This is a genomic window from Klebsiella sp. HMSC25G12 (assembly GCF_001807705.1).
GTDB lineage: Bacteria > Pseudomonadota > Gammaproteobacteria > Enterobacterales > Enterobacteriaceae > Klebsiella > Klebsiella variicola.
Genome location: NZ_KV789876.1, coordinates 23,231 through 49,735 on the forward strand (window position 1 = coordinate 23,231; position 26,505 = coordinate 49,735).

Below are 26,505 nucleotides of genomic sequence, written 5' to 3' on the forward strand. Positions count from 1 at the left end.
TCACGTCACTTTCCGGTCCATAGTGTAGTCAGGTTTACTATGTGGTTAATATAAGGACACACCTATGCCAGCAGTCATTGATAAAGCATTGGATTTCATCGGTGGTATGAATACGTCTGAGCCAGTACCACAGTCTATGGATGAAAGTACCGCGAAGGGAATTCTCAAATATTTGAAAGAGCTGGGCGTGCCCGCTACCCCGGCCGACGTCGCTGAACGCGGGCAGCAGCAGGGCTGGAGCGCCGGGTTTACCGACAAAGTGGCGGATTGGGCTGAACGGATCGCCGCCGGCGAGCGGATGGTCATCAAGCATCCGGAATTCTTTTCCACCTATATGCAGGAGGAGCTGCGCGCCCTGGTGTAATCGCCGCGCATCCACCCCGCCTCTTCTGTTAAATGCCTTCCCCATCCGGGAAGGCATTCTTGCTGATGACAAACCTGTTTGGTTATTGTGCTCGCCTTTCTGCCGGGTGGCGGCTTTCGCCTTACCCGGCCTACAAAATACAGCAACATCAAAAAGTTATGCAGTTAGTTGTAGGCCCGCGCAAGCACAGCGCCGCCGGGCAATCTCTGCATATTGCACTTTGTCTGCAGTCTGAATGCCTTCTCCACCGGGGGAAGGCATTTTTGTTACTGCCCGCGATAGCCGCCGCCCAGGGCTTTGATCAGGGTAATGTCGGTGCTCAGCCGCTGGGCTTCAATGTCCAGCAGCAACAGCTGCTGGGCGAGAACCGCCCGCCGGGCCTCTTCGGCGGCGTAGCGGCTGAGCAGGCCGCGCTGATAATGGGCGCGGGCGCTGTCGGTGGTGGTCTGCGCCGCGGTGACCTTTAGCTGCTGCAGCGCGCGCTGTTGGTTCAGATCGTTAAGCTGGCTGGAGCTGATGGCGACATCGCGCACCGCGTCCAGCACCGCCTGGTTGTACTGTTTGATCAGGATGTTGCTGGCGGTGCGCACCGACTGCAGATTAGCGTTCAGACGACCGCCGTCGAAGATTGGCAGATACAGCCCGGGCAGCAGGTTGATCTGCTGGAAAGAGGACTTAAACAGATCCCCGACGCTCAGGGCGTTATACCCCCAGAACGCTTTGATATCAAAATGAGGATAGAAGGCCGCTTTCGCCGCATCGACCTGGCTCAGGGAGGCAGTCACGTAGCCGCGCAGCGCCTGCAGGTCCGGGCGGCGGGCCAGCAGCTCGAAAGAGAGCGATGGCGGCAGCGTCTCCTGGAGCGCCGGCAGCGCCACCGGATGGATGGCCGGCATGCTCTGCGCATCGGCGCCGATCAGCGCCCGCAGGGTTTCACGATACAGGGTCAGCGTTCCCTCGGCGCTAATGATCTGCTGGCGAGCGGCAAGCTGCTCAGCCCGGGCGTTGGCCACATCCACACTATCCTCCACACCGCGTTGGGTCCGGTGTTCGTGGGCTGCCACCGAGAACTGGGCAATGCCCTCCAGCTCCTGCAGCAGCGCGATTTTCTGGAACGTCGCCTGCATGGCGAAATAGAGCTGCGCCACGCTGCTGGCGATGTCGAGCTCAATGCCGGCGGTCTCCGCCAGCCGGGCATTTTTCTCGCCAATGGCGGCGGCGACCCGGGCGCGATCGGCTCCCCAGAGATCGATATTCAGCTGCGCCCCGACGCCAACGGTATTCAGCGTATACCAGGGACCGTTCTTATCCACCGGCAGGGAGTACGAGTAGGGCCAGCTAAAGGATTTGTCGGTGATCCGCAGGCGGTTTTGCGCCGCGACGGCGGTGGCCTGCAGGCCCATCGCCGACCGGGCGAGTTCCACCGTGGACTGCGACTGGGAGATGCGTAGCCGGGCGGCCTGCATGGTCGGCGAGTTCTGCAGCGCCCGGTTGATCAGCAGGTTGAGCTGAGGATCATCATAGGCCTCCCACCAGCGGGCTGCCGGCCAGTCGCTGTTCGCCAGGTGGATCACCTGCGCCAGCTGGGCCTGCTGCGGATTGACGATGGCGACCTGGGAAGGCTCATCCTGGATCAGCGCGCAGCCGCTGAGCAGCGTCAGCGTCAGGGTAAAGAGAGTGACCCGCAATCGCGCGGGGAAAGGAAGCATCATCATGACGTTTTAGCCTGTTGCTCAGTCGCTATCGGTGTCGGGCCCCAGTCGGGCAGGGCGGCCAGCGCGGTAGCCAGCGCCGGGCCAAAGGGGTTGCGGAGATCGGCGGCCAGCGTCCCGTCAGGCGCTGCCGCCTCCTGTTCGATACGTTCGGCGTAGCGCCGCAGCTGTTCGGCGCAGCGGGCCAGCGTCGGGTCTCCCGGCGCGGCGTTGAGCCGGTAGCCTTCGCTGAGGCGGGCGATCTCCTCGGCCTGGGCGAGGGTGGCGCGCATCGGCCAGCCTTTCGCCTGGGGCCAGGGATGGGCCCAGGTGCCCAGCGGTTCAGCGCGAACCCGATGGAGCAGCGCTTCGCTGTCGGTGAAGGCGACAAACAGGGGAGCCAGCGGCACCGCCTCCTTCGGAGCGGCGAGACAGTCCGCCAGCCGGCGATAAAGCGCCGCAAGACGGGATTTCAGCTGTGGTGCTTCGCTGTCCGGCCAGAGATACAAATGGACAATGGAGGAGACCAGCACCCCGAGCAGGATGCCGAGCACCCGATCCCGCAGCTCGGTGAGGTTCGTCAGCGGGCCAAACCAGCTGAGGAAGGCCAGCGCAAAGGTGAAACCAATCTGGATCCCGGCGTAGGCGATACGCTCCGAGCCGGCGGCAATCCACGCCGCCAGCGCCAGCACCGGCAGAGACATCGCCAGCAGGCCCGACAGCGAATCGGTCCAGGGCTGAACAAAGACGATTAACAGCAGCGCCAGCAGGGTGGCGAGCAGCGCCCCGCCGATACGCAGCCATGTCTTTTGCATCGTGGCGCCCAGCCCGGGCTGGGCGACAATGACGCAGCTCAGCATAATGGTGTGCAGCCCTTGCCAGTCGGCAGCGGTATAGAAGACATAGCAGATTAGCGTCGCCAGCAGGGTCTTGAGCGCAAAATGGAGATAAGCCGGGTTGCGCCAGGCGTCCGGCGCCAGCAGGGGCGCCTTCTCCACCTCACCCTGCGGCAGGGCGACGGGCTCACCCTGCGCCAGCTGCTGCAGGAGGGTAGCCATCTCCTGCAGAACCGCGTGATTAATGCCACGACCGCTGAGCGCCAGGGGAGGAATGGCGCCGTCAAACTGTTCCTCGCTGAGGGCACTCTTCAGCTTCAGTACCGCCTGCGACAGCTGCTGGCGATCGTCGCTATCCGCCTCGTCTGCTTGCAGCAGCGCCGCCAGCTGATAGCAGCGCAGGGTGGCGGCCAGCCGCGAGCGCCAGGCCTGCGGTTCGGCGGCTATCTCCGGCGTGGCCCGGCTGGCCTGGGCGAACAGCGACTGCAGCTGGTTGAACTGCGCGGCGGTCTCGCCGAAGGTCGGTGGCGCTTCATCGCCAGGAGCCGTCAGCCGCCGGGCGACCTCGTGCAGCATCCCCGCCAGGCGCGCCTTAAACTGGTTGCCGGGAAAGGCCTGCTGAAAACAGGCGTTGACCAGCAAAGTGACGAGGATCGCGGTGTTAATCGCCACCCACAGCCAGAGCAGCAGCCGCACCAGGATCTCGCTCTGACTGGTCATTGACGGGAAGGTCTGAGCATAAATCACCGCCAGCGCCACCACGAAAAAAGCCAGTCCCAGCTTACCCAGCACCCGCATCAGGTAGATGGCGCAGAAAAAGAGCGCCACGGAGGCCGCCAGGCGGATCAGCGGGTAGTCATAGGTCCACTTGATGATCAGCAGCACGCCGCCGAGCGCCACGGTGACGGTGACAAAAAAGACCACGCTGACCAGCTTGATCATCAACACGTTAGGCTGACTGACGTAGAACACGACGATCAGCGCAACGGCCAGGAAGGGGATCTGCAGGGTCATAAACAGGGTGATGAGCACCGCGCAGCTCAGCGTCAGGCGCAGCGTGTAGCTGGCGCGTCCCGGCGCGTCGCGCAGCTCCTGGCGTAAAAAATGGGCGAGAGGAAACATCGCGTCCCCCGGCTACGGCTGCAGCACGGCGCTGGCCGAGGCGCCCATGCGGAACAGCGCCGGATCGGGATCGCTGACGGCGATTTTCACCGGGAAGCGCTGCGAGACGTGAACCCAGTTAATGCTTTTTTGGATCAGCGGCAGCCCTTCGATGACGCTCCCGCCTTCGGGCAGGACCCCGGAGCCGACCGAATCGACCACCCCGTTAAAGGTCCGGTTGTGGTTGGTCATCACGGTGATCCGCGCCGCCACGCCGGGGCGCACGTTGTTCAGATCGGTCTCGCGGAAGTTAGCGATCACATACCAGCGGTCGTCATCCAGCAGGGTAAAGACCGGCTTCAGCGCCGAGGCGTACTGGCCGACGGTGGTTTTCAGCGCCACCACCACGCCGTTGAAGGGCGCACGCACTTCGGTAAATTCCAGATGCAGTTCGGCGAGGGCGATTTGCGCCAGGATCCCGGCGCGTTGCGCCACCATGGCATCCACGCCGGTCACGGCCGCCGAGGCCTGTCTGGCCTGCAGCAGCGTGGCCTCCAGCTCCGCCCGCGCCGCTTTCTCAGCGGTGCGCGCCTGATCGAGATCTTCCTGGGAGGCAAACCCCTGCGGCACCAGCGGCTCAAGGCGGGTGCGCGTGGAGGTGGTCTGCTTGACCAGCGCTCTGGCGCGCTCGACGGCGGCCGCCACCGACTGGGCGTTATACTCCTGCGCTTTGATGGTGCGCTGGGTCAGCATGATCTGCGCGTCGAGGGTCGTCAGCCGCGCTTTCGCGTCATCGAGCATCGCCTGATAGGGACGGGGGTCGATGCGGAACAGCAGATCGCCTTTTTTCACCCGCTGGTTATCGCGAATGGGCATCTCCACGATGCGTCCGCTGACCTCGGGCACCACATCGATGGTATCGGCATAGACATAGGCGTCATTGGTCTCCGGCGAGGTTTGCAACTGCCAGATAACCAGGATCAGCGCCAGGATAGCGGCAAGGACCAGCGCCAGCAGAGGCCACTTTTTGCGTAACAGGGGAGTGCGGGAAGTTGTCATAAGCGATCAGTGAACAAAAAACAGAAACCACAGCAGCGTGGCGAACAGGAACATCAGCGCGACATAGCTGAAGACCAGAGGAGAAAAGCGCGGCTGCCAGCCTTTACGGGTAATCAGGATATGGCAGGGGATCAGTAAAAACGCACCGCCCAATAAGCAGAAAAACCAGCCGGGGAACGCGGCGCCCAATACCGGGATCGCGGGCGAAAGTGAGCAGCCAGAAAGCGGCAAGACGAGCAGTAACCGCGCCGGGCGGGCGATGGTGGCAATATGATTCAATAGAGCATCCCTGAGTGATCATACCAGTGTGTGATGAGTGTAATCGCCTCGTTGCGGGAATGAAAGTCAACGGATCGCCGACTGCGGGATCCTTACCCGATGGGAAAGCATGATGTGAGGCGCCAATTCCCACGCTTACGCGTAGTCAGCCGCGACGTGTAGGACTATGCTTAGCCTGAAACATAAAAAAAGAACGAGGCAATGTCATGGATAAGGAATTACTGGAAGCGGGCTACCGGGCCTACACCGGAGAGAAAATCGACGTCTACTTTAATACGGCGATCTGTCAGCATTCGGGGAACTGCGTGCGCGGCAGCGCGAAGCTTTTTAACCTGAAGCGTAAACCGTGGATTATCCCGGATGAAGTGGATGTGGCGACGGTGGTAAAAGTGATCGATACCTGCCCGAGCGGCGCCCTGCACTATCGTCATAAATAAGCGAGGAGAAGATGGAAATACTGGAAGGGCACAACAAGTTTTATGTTAACGACGCGCAGGGAAACCAGGTGGCGGAAATTGTTTTTGTTCCCACCGGGGAACACCTCAGTATTATCGAACATACCGATGTTGATCCCAGCCTGAAAGGCCAGGGCGTGGGGAAACAGCTGGTGGCGAAGGTGGTGGAAAAAATGCGCCAGGAGCAGCGGAAGATCATTCCTCTCTGCCCGTTTGCCAAACATGAATTCGATAACACCCGCGAATACGACGATATTCGCGCCTGACGTACCGGCACCGGTGCCAACCGGTGCGCTTTTCTCGCGCCATCAACGATCCGCCGGATCGCGCTGATGGGAAAAGCGGCGGATCAGATCCGGGAGATGCTCGCGCCGCATCGGCGGTGAAAACAGATAGCCCTGGAAACGGTCAATACCCAGCGATTTTAACTGCGTAAACTTCGCCAGCGAATCCACCCCTTCCGCCACGCAGCGGCTGCCGCTCAACTGGCAGTAGTAGGCCAGGCTTTTTATCAGCGCAAGCGCCTTCTGATCGTGCTGAGCGTCGTTGACGATACTCATATCCAGTTTATAGGCATTGAAGTGCAGGCGACGCGCCGGAAAGATGACGCTCCCCTGAGAAAAGCAGTCGTCCAGCATCACCCGCACGCCAGCACGTTGCAGTTCCTCCACCTGGGCGGTGGATCGGCTCTGACGGCGAAAATCGATGGTTTCAGCATATTCCAGCACCAGCCTTTCCACGCCCTCTGGCTGCCGGAGCTGCTGGCGAGCGGCTTCCACCATCCGCAGCAGGCTATCGCTGGCGGCGAGCGAGGAAGGAATATTGACCGAAAAATAGAAAGTACCCGGATGCTCATTAATATTCTGCACGGCCTCCTGCAGGACAAAGGCCGTGAGCAGCAGCCAGGCGTAGTCGGCGCGGAACTGCGGCAAAAAAGCCTGCGGATGGAGAACCTGGCCGCGGTGGCGCCAGCGGATCAGGATCTCCACCCCCTGTAGCTGTGAGCGACTATCGACGATAGGTTGAAAAACCGGGAAGACCTGGCGATCGTGGATCGCTTGTACCCATTCCTGTTCAAACGCCGACAGTGAGCTGGCGGATGAGCGCGGTAGCAGCGTACGCGGAAAGCGGGGGGCCAGATGCGGGTGATATTCCACCAGCTTTTTCACCCCGGCCAGCCGCTGGGTGTAGAGCGTTTTCTGGCTCAATCGGAGACGCCGGGCCTGCTCGCCTATCGTCTGCCCTTGCAGCAGGGCGAGGATCACTTTGAACTCGGCATGGCTCAATCCGGCGGCTCGTTTGTCGTTGAGCAGGGCGGCTTCACTGGCAAGCCGCTCAAGTCGCGGTGCGTTCTCCAGCCGATCGGCCAGCTCCGTGCAGGACAGATCGGCGGGGGCGGTATGGACGTTGCGCAGACGATCCGGATGGCTCACCTGATAAAGCAGCGTTTGCCACAGCCAGATGGCTGGGCTGCGGCTCAGAATCAACATCGGTAACGGCTGCAAGGCCTGGTCGAGCAGCCTTGCCGCCTGGCGCAGCGTGGTGAGCATCCACAGGGGATCGTCAGGGAGAAACACCACGATCCGCGTCACGGCGGTCAGCTCCCGCAGGGACACGCCCTCGACCGGCAGCTCAACGGGCCGCTTCGCGGCGTTCACCATCAGCTGGCTCAACCCGCGGGCGGCCAGCGAGCAGGGTGAGAGGATATAGTCGGTCATCATTGATAGACAAAGGTGATGCCGATGATCGACTGCACGTTGCCGGCAGTGACCTGGCCTGTGGTCCGGGCATAGGTTGCCGTCAGACCGAGATTAACTGGCGAGGTACTGACGGTGCCCAGCGAGACCGTGCTGTTCGCCGGCACGGCGCTGCCGTTGCGGGTCAGCTGAACGCCTATCCCCTGCGCCGGCGAGGCGGAGGCGGTATTGGTGAAGATCGCGTTGGCGCTATCCGCGGTGGTGCCGGAGAGGTAATACCCCAGCTGCTGGCTTTGCGCGCAGTGCACGGTGAGCGGCACGGCCATCGATCCCGGGTAGTCGGGGAGGGTGACGGTGACATCGCGGGCGGAGACATCGCAGCCGCCGGTGGGGACCACCACGTCGTTGTTGGCGTAAATGTTCCAGATGAACTGGAAGGAGTCGCTATTGTAGTTGTTGGTCTGATGCAGGATCAGCACCGCGATTAACGATCCTGCGGTGATCGCCACCCCACCGGCGGTGCTGACCGGCGTCAGATACAGGACGGTGGGCCAGGGCTTATCGGTCCGTGAATCGTAAACCACCCGCGCCGTTTCCGTGGTGGTCGGGAAGGGGTAAGAGGTGCCGTTATATTTCACGGTGCCGGAGAAACTCGACAGCACGCCGCCGTAGGCGGATCCGCGCTGCAGGGTGACGTAGTCAGTGATCGTTTCCGGATAGTCGTTATGGCAAAAAATCTGCGTGGAGAGGTCGACCACCAGGTTTTGCCCGACGTTAACCGCCGGTGTCAGATTTACGTAGACGTTGGCTGACCCGCCGCCGATGGGGATCGTCGCCCCGGTGGCCGTTTTGCAGGCAAAGGACCAGGCGTTCATCGACCAGCCCAACAGCAGCAGGGTGGTGAACAGGGGGATAATTTTTTTCATCATAATGCTCTCCTGGCTCAGGCGTAGGTATAGGTGACGTTAATCACCGCCTGAATGGTGCCTTGCGTGGCGCCGCCGTTAACGGACAGGGCTCTGACCTGCAGCGGGAAGCGAGCGGACTGGCTGGCCTCATCCACCTGTACCGACTGGCTGCTGCCATTGTTCAGCGTGGTGCCGTCCTCGCTCTGCAGTTCGAGCTGAATATTGCCTGCCGTTCCCTGGTTTTTGTAATAGCCGGTACTGTCCGTCGTCCCGCTGAAGGTGGCCTTCACCCGTGAAGTACCCACGGGGCAGTTACTGAGATCCAGCGCCACGCTGTGCCAGGCCGATGCCGAGCCCGCGCCGATCAGGCTAAAGGTATAGAGATCGCCCAGCTCGACGGTGGCATTGACGGTGGAAACCGTGCAGGGTCTGGCCACCACCTTCCCGTTGACGGTGAGGGTGACGTCGGCCGCCCGCAGGGAAGCGCTCGCGGTTAACAGGCCGGCCAGCAGCCAGCCCACGTGGGTCCATTTCATTTCAGCCTCCGCTTACTGAAATTCCAGCGTGAATGTCGCTGTCGCATTGACATGCCCGGCGGTGACGGGCACCTGAGTGGCCATCAGACGGGCGTAAAAGTTGAGAATGTTGGTCTGGCCCGGCGTCAGCGTGGTCCAGGACATGGCTGACGACGGCGCATTGACCGGCAGCCGGGACTGCTGCTGATCGAGAATTTCCACCCCCATTCCCGCCGCCGCCGAGGCGCCGGCATCGAGTTTTAACAGGCTGGTGTTGACGCTGTCCGCCACGCCGGTGAAACCGACCTTCACCGCGGTGACGGAAGTGCCACAGGGCGACAGCACGATGCGGAACGGCACCGGCGGCGTCGTCGCCCCGACGGCATAAAACTGCTTCGCGGCGTTGTCCTGAAAATCGACGGTGAAATCCTTCGACTCGCCGGCCACTGCGCAGGCGTTGTCGCGCACATAGCCGCTGATGGTGATCGTGCTATCGGCAGCGAAGGCAAACGGCGTCACCAGGGTGAGCAGGGCGCCCAGCAGATACTGCAGTGTTTTCATCATGATCTCCTTAGCGGCACGCGGCCGACAGCTGGCTGAGCGCCTGCTGCTGACTCTCCGGCGGCAGACGATAATCGGCCACGCACTGAGCGTCCGGGCCATCGCCCCATTTCACTCGCACCTTGCCCGCCAGCGGCATCCCGCTCAGGTAGACCTGGCCGTTATCCGCGACGATGCTGCCGCTCTGGTTGCTGTCGCCGGTGGCGAGGGCGCCAAACGGCACCGGTTTGCCGCGATGGGTCAGCGTCATCAGGATCTTCATTCCCACCTGCGCGTTAAAGTTGGCGCGGACGATCGCCCCATGGGTCGGCACCACGCTGACCACTGCATCATCAAGGTCGACATTGTCTGCCAGGGTGTTGGTGTCCAGCGCGATCCGGTTTTCGCGATACTCGGTGGCATAGGGCAGGACGGCATACCCGCGCCAGTCGGTGCGTACCCCGGTCTGGTTTTCCACCTTCACGCCGCCGGCGCCGGGGGCTTTCACCAGCACCACGGTATCGTTCAACGGCTGGCTCAGGGTGATGCCGTTGGCGTGCGCCAGCACGCCGCCGCTGACCCCGTAGTAGAGCTGTTTAAAGCCGTCGCTGCGGCTGTAGCCGACGTTGGCGTTGCCGTAGCCGCCGCGGTAGTTGAGCGCCGTATAGCCTGTGCTCCCGCTGTCGCCGTTGCCGCCGCCCGCATAGCCGGTCTGCACGCTATAGCTGAGGTTGTTGTCTTCCAGCAGGGTGCCGTACAGGCCCGCCAGGTTAGTCATGCGGCCATTGAGATCGTGCGACAGGCTGTAGCTGGCGCTGGCGTGCCGCCAGACTGAGCGGCTATCGGAACGCAGCCAGTGGCTGAAGGGGATATTGACGTTGACCGCCAGCATCTGATCGCGCCCTTGCTGCCAGGCGTTTTTGGTCAGGCTGTAACTTAGCGACCAGTTGATATCGTCTACGGCGGCGTTGAGGCCGGCCTGCAGCTGCTCATCGGTATCGTCGGTGCCCCAGTAGGTCTGGTGGCTGCCGCTGAGATAGAGGGTGGCGGTGCGCCCCAGCTGCTGGGTCACGCTCAGTTGCACCTTGCCGCGCTTGCTGTAAGCCAGATTGTAGTAGTCGGTAAATTTGGGTTTCACCTGGATAACGCCGTCCTGAGTTTCCACACTGTAGCCGCTCATCCGGCGGTAGGTGGTATCGGCAAAGTTATAGTAGCCGCGGGTGGAGTAGCGGTAGCCCACCAGCTGCAGGTTAGTCCCGGTCTCATCCAGGGATTTGTTATAGAGGAAACGCACCGACTGTCCCTGATGCTCGCTGTCGTCCGCCAGCGTGGCGTTGGCTTGGGTGATATCCAGCGACAGGGCGCCGAAATAGCCCATGTTTTTCCCCACCCCAAGGTTAAAGGCGCGATAGCGGTCCGCCAGCTGAGTGCCGCCGTACAGGGTCCAGCCGGCCGGCAGGCCATGCATGGCCGTGCTCTGGAAAAAATCGGGCGTTTCCTGTTGGCTGTTGCCGCTGCGGTACTCCCCGGCGGTGAGGGCGAAGCGGGTATGGCCTTCACGCTGCAGCACCGGCACCGTTGACCAGGGCACGCTGAAGACCTGGCGGGAGCCATCCGCTTCTTTAATCGTGACCTGCAGATCGCCGCCATTGCCCGCGGCGTAGAGATCGTCGATGGTAAACGGCCCCGGCGGCACTGTGCTCTGGTAGATTTCATAGCCGTTTTGTTTGATTGACACCTGCGCCGTGCCGCGGGCGATCCCGTGGATCACCGGCGCGAAGCCTTTCTGGCTGTCCGGTAGCATATTGTCGTCCGAGGCCAGCTGGGCGCCGCGGAAGTTGATCCCGTCGAAGACATCGCCGTTGGTATAGCTGTCCCCGAGGGTCAGCCGCGAACGCAGAGGCGTGATGTCCCGCTCAAGCCAGCTGTTAACGTGCTGCCAGCGGTTTTCACTGGAGGAAGCGCTGCCGCTGCCGCTACTGTAGCTCCACGTGCTGTTATCGCGCAGACGCCAGGCGCCAACGTTCAGGCCGCTCTGCAGATTCAGATAGGCGTAACGGCTGCTGCCACCCGTGGTGTTATGGACGTTATTGCCCGTGAAGTTATAGTTAATCAGCCCGGCGGTGATACCGTTATCCCACAGCTCCGGCGGAATATAGCCGCGCGCGCGGGTGCCCATAAATGCCTGAGGCACGGTGAGATACAGACGCTGTTGGCCGACGTCGAAGCGTGTAGTGGCTTCGCTGATAAGCGTCGTTAGCGGCACGCAGGCTGCGCTGTCCAGCGTCGCCATGCCCGGCACCCGACCGGTATCCACGCCCATGCTCGCCAGCTGGCCGCGCGTCAGACAGGGCGACAAGCCATGGCCCTGAACGTCGGCCTGGAAAGTGACGTCCCGGGTGGTCATAAAACCATTGTTGAGATAAATATCGACGCGATAGGTGCCTGGCGGCACCTCCTGGCCTTTTTCAAATCCCGACAGGTCAGCCACCGCCGCCGGATCGTCAGCTAAGAAGCGGGGGTTAAAATAGAGGTCCGCCCGCGCGGCAAACGGCTGTGAGCAGAGCCACAGCGTCAGCGCCGGCGTAATCAGGCGCCGTGCGCTTCGGCAACCCCAATGGTCCAGTCCATATTTTCGATGTGACATAATCCCTCCGGTCCGACGTTGCCCGGCTGTCAGTGCTTCTGGTCATGCGCAGCGTGGCCCGCGCGGCGGGGTACTCTGGGTTAACGCAGTACGCCATTCATTTTCGGCGTCAGCGCGCCGTAATCGTTAATCGTGCGATAGGTGATGGTGCTCCCGGCATCCGCGGGCAGCTTGACGCTGGTTTTGCCCATCGGCGGCACGAGGGCGTTTTCCAGAATGCGCGTCCCGGCGTTCAGTTCGGTCACCGTCAGGTAATAAGGGGTGGGGTTCGTCAGCGTCAGCGACGATCCGCTGCGGCTAAAGGTCAGCTTTTCCGCCGCCTGATCCGGGGGCAGTGCCAGTTTTCCCGGACGGTAGTAGAGCTTGATGCGGCTGATAATCGCCAGCTGCAGGGTATTGTCGCTGAGCTTGGATTTATCCATTGAGGGGATCGCCTTCACGTTCATCCAGAACAGGCTTTCCCGATCCTGCGGCAGCTGGTTATTGGTGGCGTCGATAATGCGCAGGGTGTTCTCTTTTTTGCCCTGCATGGCAAACAGCGGGGGAGTGATGACAAACCGGCCGTCTCGCTGACCATCGGCATTTTCCACCCATGACTGTATAAGCCAGGTGCTGTTGTCGTCATTATTGGTCACCGCGAGCTGGACCTGCTTCTGTCCCGCCGGGTAGATAACCCGGGTCGCGCCCAGCGCGACGCCCGCCTGCGCGCTGGCGCTCAACGCACCGGCGACGAAAAGTAAACATCCCGCCAGTATGCCGCGTGTCGTCGTTGCCATTTTTCTCACGTTATCTCCTTGTCTGCTCACCGTGTTGTCCTGTTTGTCTGCGGATTAATTACTGATAGGTCAATGAGAACCAGGCCTGGGCGTTGGCCGCGCCGCCGGTGACCTGGCGTCCGGTCGCCCGATATTTGGCGACAAAATTGAGCGTCGTCGGTCCGCGGTAGAGCGGCACCCAGCGGTCGGGCGGACGATTGAGCGGCAGCTGCTGGCCCTGACTGTCGAACAGCGCAATGCCAATCCCGCTGGCGATCCCCGGGCCTTCGCCCACCGAGAGCACATCGGGATTTTTACCATCAGCCACGCCGTGAAATGCCACCCCCACATGCTGGCTGACTGCGGTACTGCAATCCTGTAAATGAATCGCGAAAGGGATCGGGTTACTGTCTTCGCCGACATCATGAAATCGGTTACTGCTGATCTGCCCCAGATTGACCGTCATCTGCCGATCGCCCGCTTCGACGCGACAGGAACTCGCCATAATCAGGCCCTGAAAACGCATGCTGCCCCCAGGCAGCGTGACGTTCCACTGATTACCGGCCAGGGCCAGCGGGGGTAGTAGCAGCAGCAGACCTGATTTCATTCCCTGCATCGTTTCACTCCAGTTGGAAATAGAGAGCGGGCCCTCCTGGCCCTGATTGCCTCCCTGCGTGGATCGGGCCTTACTCGTATTGCACTTTGAACGTGGCATCCGCGTTCGCCGTACCGGCGGTCGCTGCGCCGGTCGCGTAGTAACGCGCCTGGAACGGGATGATGTTGGTGCCGTCATTCAGCGTGGTCGCGGCACTGAAGGTGGCCCCGTCCAGCGCCAGCGGCGTGCCGGTGCTGTCGAGGATCTGCACGCCAACGTTGGTTGCGCCGCCGGCGGCAGAGTTTTGCAGTGCCAGAACGGTGGTGTTGCTGCTGTCGATAGCGGTACCGGAGAAAGCGACAGAAGCTTTGGTCGCCACTGTGGTGTCGCAGTCATCCAGCTGAATGTTGAAACCGACGGAGGAGCTGGTGCTACCTGCGGTGGCAAGTTTCGCGGAACGCACCTGTCCTAACTGGACGGTTTGATCGATAGAGCCGGCATCTACCGCACAGGCCGCATTGACGACTTCCCCTTTAAAATGCACTGTCCCGCCGTTGACCGTGGTGGTATCGGCCAGCGCCGCCGCGGAGCTCAGAGACAGGGCTGACACAACAACCATTGCCAGTGTTTTGATTTTCATACTGTTTTCCTTTGAACGATGTCGAAATAACGAACCGGATTGGCAGCCGATGTGCCTTCCAGGCATGTCAGATTTCAGCCGAGTAGTCAGGCTGCCGGCTCTGCACAGTTTTTACCCAACTGATGAGACAATTGGGGCCATTTTGACTCGTTGGGATAAATGATCTGTTTTTGGTTTTTGACTGGTTTATTTGTGGTTTTAAATTCTGTTTATTTGGCTTTTTGTGGGTATATAATCTGGAGTGGTGGGCGGGAGTGCAAAAGGAATAGCGATGGCGCTGGCGAAGGATCGCCGGTGCAACGGGAGTATGGTGGGAGAAAAGTGAGTGATTGCGTGATTAAAAATATATAATAATCAATAAACTATGATTTTTTCTGCAGAAATATAGCGCGGTGAGTTGCAAAACATTACAAAACATTTTTATGATATAAACAGTTTGGCCCCAATTGACCTGTTAGCAATTTATTTTATTGTATTAAATCAATCGCTTAAATCATTTTCCTTTGACAGGCCTTTTTCCTCTAAAAGATTATTTCTTTCCCAAATCCCGGCAAAACGCGCCGCATTGCTGGCAGTGTAGCGTACCGTGTGACGAATATTACGATGTCCCAGATAATCCTGTATCAAACGGGTATCTGTACCTCTTTCCGCCAGTTCATAGCCGCAGGCGTGACGCAGCATATGAGGGTGCGTGTGCGTAACGGTGCCCGCATTTTCACCGGCGGATCGAATAATACGATATGCCTGCTGGCGTGAGAGCGGCGTACCGCGACGAGAGATAAACAGCGCGTCGGTTTTTGCCGCCGCTTTCCAGCCGGCGCGGACCTGACTCCAGCGTTCGATTGCCTCGCGCTCATCAAAGCGCAGCGGATGAATAGTCGAAAAACCGTTCTTAAGCCGCCGCACATTGACCCGTCCTTCATGCAGATCCAGATCGTGATAGTGCAGATCCAGCAGTTCGCTGATGCGCATGCCGTGGCGAAAGGCAAGCAGGATGAGGCAGTAATCCCGTTCACCGGTTGGGCCCTGGCGAGCGGCCTGCATCATTGCCTGAACTTCTTTGGCGGTAAGAAAACGACGTCGGTTCACAATATTAGCTCCTGAAAAAAGGATGAATGACCGTCACGGCGAAACCTTACGCCATGACGAAAAGAATGCGTAATGCTAAAACGTTGTAGGGTGAAGTTGATTAACCACGAATAGATAGCACATTACATTGACTGATACTAAAAATATCGCCGGGCGATAATTCTTAATTTTAAAGATTTTAATCGTTGTCTCAATAGCATCTCCAGATGTTATCGCCAGGTGCATAAAATAAAAGGATTTTTTTCTGGCGCACGTTGTCATTAAAAAAACGGTGCGGAAATTTTGCTCGAGCAATAAATAATTCGGTCAAATCCAGAATGAACGCAGGGTTAAATTGACGCGGAGCTGGCAGGAATAAATAAGAACTTGCGGGAACAGTAATCATAATTAACGCAGGGTTAATGATAATAAATGTTATAATTTGCGAGCAGGTTGCGGGACAACGCCATCCTTGGCGTCAAGGTTATTGGATCAAAGACGATCGCTGTTTGTCGCGCGTATTGTCCCAGATGCCATAGAAACGTCCCGCGTTGCTGGCGGTATACCAGACGGTATGGCGGATATTGCGATGCCCAAGGTAATCCTGGATCAAACGGGTATCGATCCCCATATTGGCCAGCGCAAAGCCACAGGAGTGACGCAGCATGTGTGGGTGGATCTCCAGCGGTAATCCCGCCAGATCCCCTGATGAGGCGATAATCTGATAAAACTGCTGGCGAGAAAGGGGATTACCTTTGCGGGAGAGAAACAGCCATTCGCTGGCTGCCTGCGGCCAGCTGCTGCGAATGGCCAGCCATCGCTTTAGGGCGTGGATCTCTTTCTCCAGCAACGGATGGGTAGTTGAAAACCCCTTTTTGAGTCGATGGATGTAAACGCAGCGGGCAGCAAGGTCGATATCCGATATTCGTAGACGGCAGATCTCGCTGGCTCGCAGACCGTGAATGAAGCACAGTAATGTCAGGCAATAATTCCGTGCGGCATAGAGACCGGTATCGGCGGCTTTAAGTAAAGACTCGATCTCATTCTGAGTCAGGAAGTTCCTTTTTTTATATCGGCGTTATTCGTCATGGTTTTCCCTTTTATTGCAGGCATATTTTTCTCTTTCCAGGCCTGCGTCAGGTCATTGTTAAATTCGACTGCCTTTTTATTTTGAAACGGCGTGCTGATAACGTTTTAATCTCATACGAAAGCGTTTCACCTGGTGAAGGCAAAATCTGAATGCTATCGCTGAGTGAGCGTGCGGTATCATAGGCTATCTCCATCGCCACCGATAAGGCGCCGCAAGCTGAAGGGTAAAGAAAGGGTTAGCGGGTTGAAGTGGCGTCGCTTTCCTGGTGGTTTCCACGTCCTGTACATCCCTGATCCTCTTGATGATGCCCGCATGATGATGAAGGCGCGGGCTTCCGGCCGCGGCAAGGCGGCCATCAATGCCGTCATGATTTATTGCCTGCCTGCTGGACATCATTGCGCCAGCAAACCAACCTCCCGCGCCAACAACCTTCGGGAATAGCATGAGAAATTTCTCAGACAGAATACAACTCTGCATCGTCTGGATAGCATTCACTGCAAAACTACAACAGTGATTAAACCATACTGCAAAAAGCCTGGGGATAATAGCCATTGTCTGTATGAGGGCACTTTACGCTGTATTTCAGTAATTCAGTTTAATCTAAAGCATGTGGTCGAAGTGGAGTGGTATCAGGCACGGTAAGCGCTAGTGGCGGCGATATTAGTGGGCTGGAAAAAAGGGGGACATGATGAGGACCGGGATAGGGTCTGAGGGTTGAACGGGAATATTCTGCGCTATGCTAAGAATAAGGCGCATGCCACAAATGTCAGCCAGACAACTGAAGTATGAGGGGGCGTTAAAGGCTCCGGCGGTGGGAGGAATGACGTCCTGGAGACGCCGAAGCCTTAGTTTCACCATTTTTCGTCACGTGCTTCCTGGCGACCTTCGCGGCGGTTTTCCCGTTTATCGTGACGGCAGCTGGCGTTGCTTTGATTGTTATTGCGGACGCATTCCTGCTTGGTATCACGACCTTGCTCGCGGCTATCCTGACGGATATCGCGGGCGTCCTGACGCTTTTCGCCGCGCCAGGTCGCCTGCGCCGAAAGCGATGGCGCCAGCAGCGCGACGCAGACCAGGGCAAGTAAGCCTTTTTTCATTAGGATGGCCTTCTGTTTTTATAAACACAATAAATGATTAGCAGGTAATTATAAAATTATCATATGGCTTAAGTGAGGATAGCACAAAATGCATCGCTGCCAGCAATAACGTTGTTTTTTATTAAATAAATCCGTTGTTTCTGATGTCTATGTTTTTATTGTGTTTTAATGCGTTATAAGCAACATAACTTTTAGATGAGTCGTAGATATAATGAATTATTTAGCTTGATATTGGTCAACAGAATTAAATACGCACGTTGTGAATGATTAAAACGCGTGCAATATTTACCGCATGAGCTTTTTCTCATCTCATAAGCCAAATGGATAAACAAGTAAAAGGAACTATATTATGAAGCGTTTAACTGTTGCTGCAGCAGTCCTGTCCACCGTATTTATGAGTGCCGGTGCTTTTGCGGATACTGACCAGGGTGAAGTTATTATCACCGGACGCGTTGTAGGAACCACGTGTCAGTTTCTTGATGGCAACAACTCTACCACTATTACGATGAACCAGGTCGGGCAGGAAAGTCTTGCTGGTCTTAATGCCGGCGCCACCTATACCGGCATTAAAAACAGCACCACGGTGCCATTAAAATTAAAATGTACCGGTGCTGAGCCGAAAATCAGCCTCGCGCGTAATCAGTTTGATGATAATTACCCGAACATTACTAAAAATACCGTAGCGGGTGGCGCATCCGGCGTCGGCTTTGTGGTGACGGCGAATGACACCCCACTGACCCCCGAAACGCTGATCCCTCTTAATGGGGATCCTGATGAAAGCGGTGTATATACCATTGATTTTTCAGCACAATATGCGCTAGTGGCCGCAGGTTCCGCAGTCACCCAGGGCGATGTTGAGTCAACCCTTACGCTGACCGTGGTAACCGAGTGATGCTGTCACCCGGCGAGACGCAGGGCGTTCGCCGGGTCTCTGTTTACATGGAGTGAAAGAGATGAAAGGATTCATTCTGCTGTTACTGACCTTTTTCATTATCCCCGCGCAGGCGGGTATTGTGATCTATGGGACGCGCGTTATTTATCCGGCCGGTAAAAATGAGGTGATGGTGCAGTTAATGAATCGCGGCGATCGCGGCGCTTTGGTACAGGCGTGGATCGACGACGGTAATACTTCCATTGCTCCGGAAAATATCCGCGTACCTTTTCTTATTTCACCGCCGGTGGTGCGCGTCAGAGCCAATACCGGTCAGCAGCTTAAAATAAAAGCATTATCCAATACGTTACCGCAAAATCAGGAAAGTTTATTTTATCTGAATGTCCTCGATATCCCACCCAATGCCAGCGTGAATGATGGTAAAAATGTGGTGAAATTTGCGATCCAAAATCGAATTAAGTTGTTTTATCGCCCGGAAGGTGTCGCTGGCGTTACGCAGGCCAGTTTTCATCATTTAGACCTGCAGCAAAAAGGTAAAAATGTACTGCTTAAAAATAACAGCGCAAACTGGATAACGATCCCTGAAATTAAAGTGAATAATGTCAAAGGAAACAGTAAAGCCATTATGCTGGCGCCATTTTCACAGCAAATGATCACCCTCAGCGGCAGCGTTGCCAGACAGTACAAAATTACTCTTATTGATGATTATGGAAATTATATTAGTGATAGCATCAGCGTAAAATAAAAAGAGGTGGTTATGTTAAGGATGACATCACTGGCCCTGGCAATTATTGCATCATTATTTGCTGAAGCCCTGGCGGCAGAAGAGACCTTTGATACCAACTTTATGTTCGGCGGGATGAAAGGGGTCAAAGACAGTCACTATCAGTTTACAGATGACGCACCGATTGCGGGTGAATATAACCTGGATGTGTATGTCAATAACAAGTGGCGTGGGAAATATGACCTGACAGTGAAGGAGCAGCCAGGGGAAAGCTGCTTGTCACACTCCCAGCTGCAGCAGCTCGGTATTAAAGCCGAGAGGCTGGACAAAAAGGATCTGGCGCAATGCATCACGCTACGCGAGGCTGTGCAGGGGGGGAAATATCATTTTGATATCTCCACCCTGACCCTCGCGCTCACTGTCCCGCAGGCGTTTGTTAATGAGCTGGAGGCGGGCTATGCTTCCCCGGAAAGCTGGGACCGCGGGGTCAACGCCTTCTATACGTCCTATTATGCCAGTCAGTATTACAGCGATTATAAAAGCGCCGGGAATAACAAGAGTACCTTTGCCCGTTTTACCAGCGGTTTAAATCTCCTGGGATGGCAACTGCACTCTGACGCCAGCTATAACAATAATGATTCTGGCGCCGGTGAGTGGAAAAGTAACACCCTTTATCTGGAGCGAGGCTTCGGCGAGATAGAGAGTACGCTGCGCGCTGGCGATATGTACACATCAGGCGATATATTCGACACTGTGCGCTTTCGCGGGGTGCGCTTATATCGCGATATGCAGATGTTGCCCAACTCCAGACGCAACTTTACGCCGATCGTCCAGGGGATTGCGCAAAGCAATGCCCTGGTCACCATTGAGCAAAATGGCTTTGTCATTTATCAGAAAGAGGTGCCGCCCGGTCCCTTTGCCATCGCTGATTTACAGATGGCCGGCGGCGGGGCCGATCTTGACGTGAGCATCAGAGAAGCAGACGGGACGGTCACCAGCTATCTGGTTCCCTTTTCTTCCGTTCCCAATATGCTGCAGGCTGGCGTCTCGAAATACGATCTTGCTGCCGGACGCAGCCATATTGAGGGGGCCGATCGGCAGGCTGATTTTATCCAGGGGACCTATCAGTACGGTCTGAACAATCTGCTGACGCTGTATGGTGGTTCGATGCTGTCGAATCACTATTCGGCTTTTACCCTCGGGACGGGCTGGAATACCTGGCTCGGCGCTATTTCCGTCGATGCCACCCAGTCGCACAGCGAGCAGGATAACGGCACCTATGATGGACAAAGCTATCAGGTGGCTTACAGTAAATTCCTCACCCCAACCCAGACCCGTTTTGGCCTCGCGGCCTACCGCTATTCCAGCCGCGATTACCGCACCTTTAACGATCACGTGTGGGCGAAGAACAGAACCCACTATCACCGCGACGAAAAGGATGTCTACGATATTGCCGATTATTATCAATATGATTTCGGCAGGAAAAATTCCCTGTCGGCCAGTTTGAGTCAGGCGCTTCCGGCGGGCTATGGCGCGATTTCCCTGAGCGCCCTGTGGCGCGACTACTGGGGAAAAAGCGGCAGCAATAAAGATTATCAGCTCGGCTACTCGAATACCTGGCAGCGGCTGACCTATACGCTATCGGCTAGCCAAACCTATGACGAATATCATCACCAGGATAAGCGATTTAATCTTTATTTCTCCATTCCGTTCAGTTGGGGGGACGACCTGACCGCGCCGCGTCGTCGGTTGAATCTGTCTAACTCCACTACCTTCGATAACAGTGGCTTTGCCTCCAATAACACCGGACTGAACGGCATTGCCGGCTCCCGCGATCAGTTCAGCTACGGGGTTAATCTCAGTCATCAGCAGCAAAATAATGAAACCGCTGCCGGGGCCAATCTCACCTGGAATGCCCCGCTGGCCACACTGAGCGGTAGTTACAGCCAGTCGTCAAACTACACCCAGGCCAGCGGAAGCCTCTCCGGGGGCGTGGTGCTTTGGTCCGGGGGCGTCAGCCTGGCGAATCGGTTATCGGACACCTTCGCGATTTTGCAGGCGCCGGGGCTGGAGGGGGCTTATGTCAATGGTCAGAAATACCGCACCACTAACGGGAAAGGGATCGTGCTCTACGACAACCTCACGCCGTTCCGTGAAAACGCCCTGATGCTGGATGTGTCGGATTCCCACAGTACGACGGAACTGAAAGGCAACCGGAAAATGGTGGCTCCGTATCGGGGGGCTGTGGTGGTCAGCCACTTTGATACCGACCAGCGTAAGCCGTGGTTGATTCATGCCCGACAAGCCGCGGGTGAGCCGCTGCCGTTTGGTTATGAAATCGAGGATAACCGGGGGCAGAATGTCGGGGTCGTGGGCCAGGGCAGCTTATTATACATCCGCACGGATACTGTTCCGTCGACGCTGAAAGTGGCTGTTGATAAAGCAAATAATCAGTACTGCACGATCACCTTTAAACAAACCATTGATGAAGAGCAGACCTATGTCTGCCGGTAAAGGAATATTACGATGAGATGGCTACTGTTTCTGCTATTCACCTTCAGTACCTTTGGCGCCTGGGCGGGGAACTGCGACCTGAACACCAGTCATATCCAGAAAGGGATTGAGGGGTACGGTACCTATATTTTCAAACCCGTCACCCTCTCCGGTACTCTGGCGTTACGCGAAGGCACCTTTACCAATGATGACTGGCTGTTTGTTTGTCAGTCATTACAGAACGTCGTGATTACCCTGACAGGAGAAGCGCAGCACAGCACCGAGTATAATTTCCTGGTGGGCCACGAAAAATATAAAATTAAATTCGACCTGTCGCCGCATAATATTTCCGGCACCGATTTGACCGAAAAAATTCACTATAAATTGTCTGACATTTTTAATGATACCGCCTCGATTAGCTATGCCATCAGTAAGGGAGAGGTCGCAGGCAGGCCGGTGATCACCCCCGGTCAGCCCTTTACGGTAAGTTATAAACTCAATCTAAGGTATTGTCAGAATAAGGATAAAGAGTGCACCGATATCCCCATTACCTATATTTATCATATCATTTTGCAAATCAACGTGATGACCTGTGGTTTTGAGAATCCGACGACGGAAATCAACATGGGTGAATATAATTTCATCGATATTAAACAGGGAACTGTCGCGTACCGCCCGGAGGTGATCTATATCGACTGCCGCCAGGGAGAGTCCGGTGTACTGGAACTGACGCCGGGCAAGATTGAGTACTCGTTCAGGAGCGCATCGGGACTGAAAAACGGCCAGGTGTTAGCCAACGATGAGGAATTATCTGCCACCGGCGCCGGTGAGGTCGGGTTCCATATTCAGGATGCCAGCGGGGCGGATATCCAGTATGACAATGGCTACCTGTACGAAACGCCTCAGGAAGCCGTGCACGGCAAAAACCCAATTACCCTTAATATCAAGCCAATGAAGTATGGCGAGAATATACGTACCGGGGAGATGAAAAGCCGGGTCATCATCGTGGTCAACAATAACTAACCCCGCTTTGCCTGTCGACGCCAGCCCAGGCTAATGTTATCTCTATCTGTCAGGGGGCATACCGCTTCCCCTGGCCGACAGGGCAGGCAAACGGTTCGCCGCCCGGTGAGATAAACTCTTTACGCAATGGCATAATGATGAATACTCCGATTGCGCAGCGCGACTGGCGCCTGCTGGCGGCCGGGAGCGGCGGGCTCCTTCTGCTGGTGGCCGGCATCATGTTGCACAGCCACTGGGGCGATTTTCTCCAGTGGTGCCTCGCCACCCAAATAACCTTACATCGCTATCTGGTGATGTATCTTTTACTGCTGAATAATCACCAGTACAGCGGCGGCGTCTGGCTGTTAGTGGGCGCCTTTCTCTACGGCGTGCTGCACGCCATCGGGCCGGGTCACGGCAAGTTTATCGTCACGACTTACCTGAGCACCAACCCGGAGAGCCTGATGGCGGCGCGGGTGGTGCCCTTTCTCGGCAGCCTGTTGCAGGGCGTCAGCGCCATCCTCTTTGTCTTTATTCTCGCGGTAGGACTGAATCTGGCCGCCGGCGATCTCAGCGCCAGCCGCTGGTACGTTGAGAAGATCAGCGCCCTGACCATCGGCGCCTTTGGAATTTACATTATCTTTCGCGCGCTGCAGAACCTGGGGCCGGGCAAGAGAGTGATTCGCGCCATGACGCCGGCGCATCAGCATGATGCCTCGTGCGGCTGCGGGCACCACGGCGTGGGGCACAACCTGCACGGCGCCGACTGGAAAACACGCCTTGGCGTGGTGCTGGCCATCGGCGCCCGCCCCTGCAGCGGGGCAATCATGATCTTGCTGTTCGCCAACGCGCTGGGGATTGTCAGCTGGGGCATCGCCGCGGTGATGACCATGGCGCTGGGCACCGGACTTTCGATCCTCGGTCTGTCACTGACGGTGCACTATGCCCGTCACCGTATGGCCAACAGGCTGACGGTGGGGAGTCGTCCGCGGCCCTGGCTGGTGCCGCTGGTGAAGATCCTCGGCGGGCTGGCGCTGATCCTCTTTGCCGCCGGGTTGTTTTTCACCGTGGTGCCGATCAGCGCCAACGGCGACTTTATCGCCGCCGGCTGTTAACGACTTTCCAGCAGGTGCATCAATACCCGCAGCGCCTGATCCAGTTGCAGGCGTTCGCTGTCACTGAGTCCTGCCAGCAGCTGCCGTTCATTATCGACATGCGTTTCCACCGCCTCATCGATCCGCTCACGCCCGACAGGAGTCAGGGCGACCAGCATACTGCGGGCATCCTCCGGGTTCGGCAGGCGGGTAATAAATCCGCGTTTCTCCAGCGCCTTCAGGCGATGAGTCATGGTGCCGGAGGTGATCATCAGCGTGGAGAAGAGCTGGGTCGGCGAAAGAGTGAAAGGGGGGCCGGCGCGGCGCAGCGTCGCCAGCATATCAAACTCCCAGCGCACCAGATCGTGGCGCGTAAAGGCCACTTCCACCTGCGGCTCCAGCAGCATGGCGCATCGTTTCAGGCGGCCTATCGGTCCCATTGGGCTGCAGTCCAGATCCGGTCGCTCCCGCTGCCACTGGGCGAGAATGCGATCCACGGCGTCGATCGCGGGTGATTTGTCCATCAGTGCTCACTTGTCTTGATATCAAGATACTTGTCGGTACATACTTCAGTCACCAATTTAGCTTGAAGTGAAGATAAAATCATGGCTTTTCTCTCACGTAGTCTGATGATCGACTTACTGCTCACCGCGCTGGCGCCCGCTATCTGGGGGACGACCTATATCGTCACCTCCCAGTTCCTTCCTCCCGATCGGCCATTTATCGCTGCGCTGCTGAGGGTGTTGCCGGCAGGCATCGCCCTGCTGATCTGGAGCCGTCGTTTCCCGCAGCGCGGCGAGTGGGCAAAGCTTATCGTTACCGGCATTTTAAATATCGGCGCTTTCCAGGCGCTGCTGTTTATCGCTGCCTATCGCTTACCCGGTGGACTGGCGGCGGTGATTGGCGCGATCCAGCCGCTGCTGGTGATGCTCCTCGCCTGGTGCGTTGATCGGCAGCGCTCGCCCTGGCTGGCGGTGTTCTCCGCCATCGCCGGTATACTCGGTATGGCCATGCTGCTGCTGTCGCCGCACACCGTCCTCGACCCGCTGGGGATCGGCGCGGCGTTTCTCGGCGCGATCAGTATGGCGCTGGGCACCTGGCTCTCCCGCCGCTGGGCGCTCTCCTTGCCGATTGTCGCGTTGACCGGCTGGCAGCTGGCGATTGGGGGAGTGGTGCTGGCCCCGGTGGCGCTGATCGTTGATCCCCCTCTGCATCAGGTGACAGCGCTGCAGGTCGCAGGCTATCTGTGGCTGTGCGTCGCGGGCGCCATGCTGGCCTATGGCCTGTGGTTCCGGGGGATTGGTCGCCTCTCGCCGGTGGCGGTGTCGGCGATGAGTCTGCTGAGCCCGGTGACCGCCGTGGTGCTGGGATGGATTTTCCTTGGACAAAAGATCCAGGGGATGGCGCTGGTGGGGTTGATCGTGGTGCTGGCGAGCGTGCTGTCTATCCAGCGCGCGCTGGCGCGCCAGGCGGCGGGAGCAAAAACGAAAAAAGCCCCATAACGGGGCTCGACATTGCTGCGTGCGGGGTGGGCGGCGGGAGCCAGACCAGCCACCCGCAGGCGGCCTGTCCGGCAGCTCCCTCTGCAACCATTCGCTTATTTAGACAGCTCGGCGGTCATATGGACCTGGTTGCCGGTGTACGCTTCGGTGATGTGGTAGGAAGCGCCTTGTTCTTTCGCAATGGTCGCGATTTTCGCTTCTGCGCTGTCCAGGGTATCTGCTGTCACGCTCACCGGATGCGCGAAGCTAGCAAAAGAAACCAGGGAGAGCATACCGGCAGCGGCGAGTAATTTTACGTTTTTCATGGTGTTTGTCCTTTTAACTTTTATGGTGGAAAGCGTGTTTGCTTTCGATGGACTTATAATAAGTCTGCTAACTATAACGTGCGTTGCAAAAAGTGCGATTTAGATCACATTTTTATGGCGGTTTATGGCGGAAATATGATCGTTTATCGATTTTTTAATTTAAAAACAATGGATTAATGATTTGTTTCTGGAAGGGGATATCACATGGGCTGCCCTTGTTCAGGGAGAGGAATGCGCCTCATTCATGCTTTCATCATTCGTTGTATGAATGGTTTGGTGCTGTTTTCACCACCGTAAAGGCAGATTCAGACTTATCGCGATGGCCTTCCGAGGGCTTTTTCTGCATGCTGTTGCGGTCACTTTCTCTCGCACTGGCGTTAGGCTTGCTGCGCTGTAAACAACCACCCTATCGTTTTCATCTATCAATGACTGTTTATTAATAGTTGATGGTTATCTGTTATATAACTTAATGAAACGTGAACAAATGTATATTTGTCGGCGAATAAATAGCATTCTTTGACGCCGATAGCACCAGCGAACTGATATTTTTAAGTTCGTTACCTGACGCCTTAAATATTGCGGCTCCCGGTCAGTCGAAGATTCTATTAGCAGTGGCATAAATCAGCATCGCCTGATGTTTCTGGTTCTATGCGAATTCACAGTGTGCTCATTGATTCGTAATTCACTCTGACAAGGAAATGGCAATGAAAAAGGTTCTTCTCTCTGCAGCAATGGCAACCGCGTTTTTTGGCATGACTGCTGCCCATGCAGCTGATACCAATGTTGGCGGCGGCCAGGTTAATTTCTTCGGTAAAGTTACCGATGTATCCTGTACTGTTTCTGTTAACGGCCAGGGCAGCGATGCGAACGTTTACCTGTCTCCGGTAACCCTGACTGAAGTTAAAGCGGCAGCAGCGGATACTTATCTGAAACCGAAATCTTTCACCATTGACGTCTCTAACTGCCAGGCTGCTGACGGCACCAAACAGGATGACGTAACCAAACTGGGCGTGAACTGGACCGGCGGTAACCTGCTGGCTGGCGCAACCAGCAAACAGCAGGGTTACCTGGCGAACACCGAAGCTTCCGGTGCCCAGAACATCCAGCTGGTGCTGTCTACTGACAACGCCACCGCGCTGACCAACAAAATCATCCC

At 57.0% G+C, this 26,505-nt stretch carries 27 protein-coding genes and 1 pseudogene; 11 read left to right on the forward strand and 17 right to left on the reverse strand.

Translation table 11 applies throughout. From position 1 onward, the window contains the following. Positions 1-64: 64 nt before the first annotated feature. Positions 65-364, forward strand: a complete 300-nt coding sequence (locus HMPREF3096_RS10750; RefSeq protein ID WP_008806393.1) for a DUF1889 family protein — start codon at positions 65-67, stop codon at positions 362-364. A gap of 266 nt (positions 365-630) precedes the next feature. Here HMPREF3096_RS10750 and HMPREF3096_RS10755 read toward each other — a convergent pair whose 3' ends face one another. Genes HMPREF3096_RS10755 through HMPREF3096_RS10770 form a run of 4 tightly spaced genes read right to left on the reverse strand, consistent with a single transcriptional unit; the run spans position 631 to position 5,330 of the window. Next, the gene (locus HMPREF3096_RS10755; protein WP_032731226.1) at positions 631-2,079 is read right to left on the reverse strand and encodes an MdtP family multidrug efflux transporter outer membrane subunit; all 1,449 of its coding nucleotides are present in this window, start codon (positions 2,077-2,079) and stop codon (positions 631-633) included. After that, positions 2,076-4,013 carry a multidrug efflux transporter permease subunit MdtO gene (gene mdtO / locus HMPREF3096_RS10760; RefSeq protein ID WP_064169476.1) on the reverse strand — a complete coding sequence of 646 codons (1,938 nt, stop codon included), beginning with the start codon at positions 4,011-4,013 and terminating at the stop codon, positions 2,076-2,078. The genes HMPREF3096_RS10755 and mdtO overlap by 4 nt, the downstream gene beginning before the upstream one ends. 12 nt (positions 4,014-4,025) lie before the next feature. Then, on the reverse strand, positions 4,026-5,051 hold the full coding sequence (gene mdtN / locus HMPREF3096_RS10765) for a multidrug transporter subunit MdtN (protein ID WP_008806390.1): 1,026 nt from the start codon (positions 5,049-5,051) through the stop codon (positions 4,026-4,028). A gap of 6 nt (positions 5,052-5,057) precedes the next feature. Next, positions 5,058-5,330, reverse strand: a complete 273-nt coding sequence (locus HMPREF3096_RS10770; protein WP_008806389.1) for a YtcA family lipoprotein — start codon at positions 5,328-5,330, stop codon at positions 5,058-5,060. Between the two features lie 206 nt (positions 5,331-5,536). On the opposite strand from HMPREF3096_RS10770, the gene yjdI reads away from it, so the two are divergent. Both yjdI and HMPREF3096_RS10780 read left to right on the forward strand, forming a co-directional pair. After that, positions 5,537-5,767: a 4Fe-4S mono-cluster protein YjdI gene (yjdI, locus tag HMPREF3096_RS10775; protein ID WP_012540613.1), complete on the forward strand. Its 231-nt coding sequence runs from the start codon at positions 5,537-5,539 to the stop codon at positions 5,765-5,767. Between the two features lie 11 nt (positions 5,768-5,778). Then, on the forward strand, positions 5,779-6,051 hold the full coding sequence (locus HMPREF3096_RS10780) for a GNAT family N-acetyltransferase (RefSeq protein WP_002916201.1): 273 nt from the start codon (positions 5,779-5,781) through the stop codon (positions 6,049-6,051). 42 nt (positions 6,052-6,093) lie between these two features. Here HMPREF3096_RS10780 and HMPREF3096_RS10785 read toward each other — a convergent pair whose 3' ends face one another. From HMPREF3096_RS10785 to fimB, 10 genes and pseudogenes are all read right to left on the reverse strand, one after another. After that, a complete protein-coding gene (locus HMPREF3096_RS10785) occupies positions 6,094-7,506 on the reverse strand; it encodes a cyclic diguanylate phosphodiesterase (protein ID WP_012967256.1) in 1,413 nt (470 codons plus the stop codon). Further along, the gene (locus HMPREF3096_RS10790; RefSeq protein WP_012540615.1) at positions 7,503-8,408 is read right to left on the reverse strand and encodes a fimbrial protein; all 906 of its coding nucleotides are present in this window, start codon (positions 8,406-8,408) and stop codon (positions 7,503-7,505) included. The genes HMPREF3096_RS10785 and HMPREF3096_RS10790 overlap by 4 nt, the downstream gene beginning before the upstream one ends. A 17-nt stretch (positions 8,409-8,425) precedes the next feature. Then, positions 8,426-8,911 (reverse strand): type 1 fimbrial minor subunit FimG, encoded by a 486-nt coding sequence (locus tag HMPREF3096_RS10795; protein ID WP_162550390.1) that lies wholly within the window; start codon positions 8,909-8,911, stop codon positions 8,426-8,428. A 27-nt stretch (positions 8,912-8,938) separates the two neighbouring features. Beyond that, positions 8,939-9,466 carry a type 1 fimbrial adaptor subunit FimF gene (locus HMPREF3096_RS10800; protein WP_012540617.1) on the reverse strand — a complete coding sequence of 176 codons (528 nt, stop codon included), beginning with the start codon at positions 9,464-9,466 and terminating at the stop codon, positions 8,939-8,941. Positions 9,467-9,476: 10 nt separating this feature from the next. Continuing rightward, positions 9,477-12,092, reverse strand: a complete 2,616-nt coding sequence (locus HMPREF3096_RS10805) for a fimbrial biogenesis usher protein (protein ID WP_032731224.1) — start codon at positions 12,090-12,092, stop codon at positions 9,477-9,479. 80 nt (positions 12,093-12,172) lie between these two features. Then, positions 12,173-12,877: a fimbria/pilus periplasmic chaperone gene (locus HMPREF3096_RS10810; RefSeq protein WP_012540619.1), complete on the reverse strand. Its 705-nt coding sequence runs from the start codon at positions 12,875-12,877 to the stop codon at positions 12,173-12,175. 49 nt (positions 12,878-12,926) lie between these two features. Next, positions 12,927-13,463: a type 1 fimbrial minor subunit FimI gene (locus HMPREF3096_RS10815; RefSeq protein ID WP_012967260.1), complete on the reverse strand. Its 537-nt coding sequence runs from the start codon at positions 13,461-13,463 to the stop codon at positions 12,927-12,929. 70 nt (positions 13,464-13,533) lie between these two features. After that, positions 13,534-14,082, reverse strand: a complete 549-nt coding sequence (fimA, locus tag HMPREF3096_RS10820) for a type 1 fimbrial major subunit FimA (RefSeq protein WP_008806380.1) — start codon at positions 14,080-14,082, stop codon at positions 13,534-13,536. A gap of 480 nt (positions 14,083-14,562) precedes the next feature. Further along, complete coding sequence (gene fimE / locus HMPREF3096_RS10825; protein WP_012540621.1) at positions 14,563-15,171, reverse strand: type 1 fimbria switch DNA invertase FimE; 609 nt, start codon at positions 15,169-15,171, stop codon at positions 14,563-14,565. Between the two features lie 463 nt (positions 15,172-15,634). Continuing rightward, positions 15,635-16,239 (reverse strand): annotated as a pseudogene (gene fimB / locus HMPREF3096_RS10830) (type 1 fimbria switch DNA invertase FimB). Positions 16,240-16,483: 244 nt separating this feature from the next. On the opposite strand from fimB, the gene HMPREF3096_RS30875 reads away from it, so the two are divergent. Then, on the forward strand, positions 16,484-16,681 hold the full coding sequence (locus tag HMPREF3096_RS30875) for a hypothetical protein (protein WP_153242724.1): 198 nt from the start codon (positions 16,484-16,486) through the stop codon (positions 16,679-16,681). A gap of 410 nt (positions 16,682-17,091) precedes the next feature. Here HMPREF3096_RS30875 and HMPREF3096_RS10845 read toward each other — a convergent pair whose 3' ends face one another. Next, entirely contained in the window at positions 17,092-17,337 is a 246-nt protein-coding gene (locus HMPREF3096_RS10845) for a hypothetical protein (RefSeq protein ID WP_032731220.1), read from the reverse strand. A 349-nt stretch (positions 17,338-17,686) separates the two neighbouring features. On the opposite strand from HMPREF3096_RS10845, the gene yehD reads away from it, so the two are divergent. The 5 genes from yehD (at position 17,687) to HMPREF3096_RS10870 (ending at position 23,563) form a co-directional block, all read left to right on the forward strand. Next, positions 17,687-18,229 (forward strand): fimbrial protein YehD, encoded by a 543-nt coding sequence (gene yehD / locus HMPREF3096_RS10850; protein ID WP_032731219.1) that lies wholly within the window; start codon positions 17,687-17,689, stop codon positions 18,227-18,229. 61 nt (positions 18,230-18,290) lie between these two features. Continuing rightward, entirely contained in the window at positions 18,291-18,974 is a 684-nt protein-coding gene (locus tag HMPREF3096_RS10855; protein ID WP_012540626.1) for a fimbria/pilus periplasmic chaperone, read from the forward strand. Positions 18,975-18,986: 12 nt separating this feature from the next. Further along, positions 18,987-21,467 carry a fimbrial biogenesis outer membrane usher protein gene (locus HMPREF3096_RS10860; RefSeq protein ID WP_032731218.1) on the forward strand — a complete coding sequence of 827 codons (2,481 nt, stop codon included), beginning with the start codon at positions 18,987-18,989 and terminating at the stop codon, positions 21,465-21,467. Between the two features lie 12 nt (positions 21,468-21,479). Then, positions 21,480-22,469, forward strand: a complete 990-nt coding sequence (locus tag HMPREF3096_RS10865; RefSeq protein ID WP_012967263.1) for a fimbrial protein — start codon at positions 21,480-21,482, stop codon at positions 22,467-22,469. A 137-nt stretch (positions 22,470-22,606) separates the two neighbouring features. After that, complete coding sequence (locus HMPREF3096_RS10870) at positions 22,607-23,563, forward strand: nickel/cobalt transporter (RefSeq protein ID WP_032731217.1); 957 nt, start codon at positions 22,607-22,609, stop codon at positions 23,561-23,563. Here HMPREF3096_RS10870 and HMPREF3096_RS10875 read toward each other — a convergent pair. Then, positions 23,560-24,066, reverse strand: coding sequence for a MarR family winged helix-turn-helix transcriptional regulator (locus HMPREF3096_RS10875; protein ID WP_012540630.1), 507 nt, complete (start codon positions 24,064-24,066; stop codon positions 23,560-23,562). The two genes, HMPREF3096_RS10870 and HMPREF3096_RS10875, sit on opposite strands and share 4 nt — an antisense overlap. Positions 24,067-24,147: 81 nt before the next feature. On the opposite strand from HMPREF3096_RS10875, the gene HMPREF3096_RS10880 reads away from it, so the two are divergent. Continuing rightward, positions 24,148-25,044 (forward strand): EamA family transporter, encoded by an 897-nt coding sequence (locus HMPREF3096_RS10880; protein WP_012540631.1) that lies wholly within the window; start codon positions 24,148-24,150, stop codon positions 25,042-25,044. Positions 25,045-25,139: 95 nt separating this feature from the next. Here the strand turns inward: HMPREF3096_RS10880 and HMPREF3096_RS10885 are convergent, their stop codons facing one another. Beyond that, positions 25,140-25,349: a YdgH/BhsA/McbA family protein gene (locus tag HMPREF3096_RS10885; protein WP_002916131.1), complete on the reverse strand. Its 210-nt coding sequence runs from the start codon at positions 25,347-25,349 to the stop codon at positions 25,140-25,142. A gap of 704 nt (positions 25,350-26,053) precedes the next feature. Between HMPREF3096_RS10885 and mrkA the strand changes: the two genes are divergently transcribed. After that, positions 26,054-26,505: fimbrial protein (gene mrkA, locus HMPREF3096_RS10890; protein WP_228704800.1), on the forward strand; the 452-nt coding region annotated here is incomplete at its 3' end.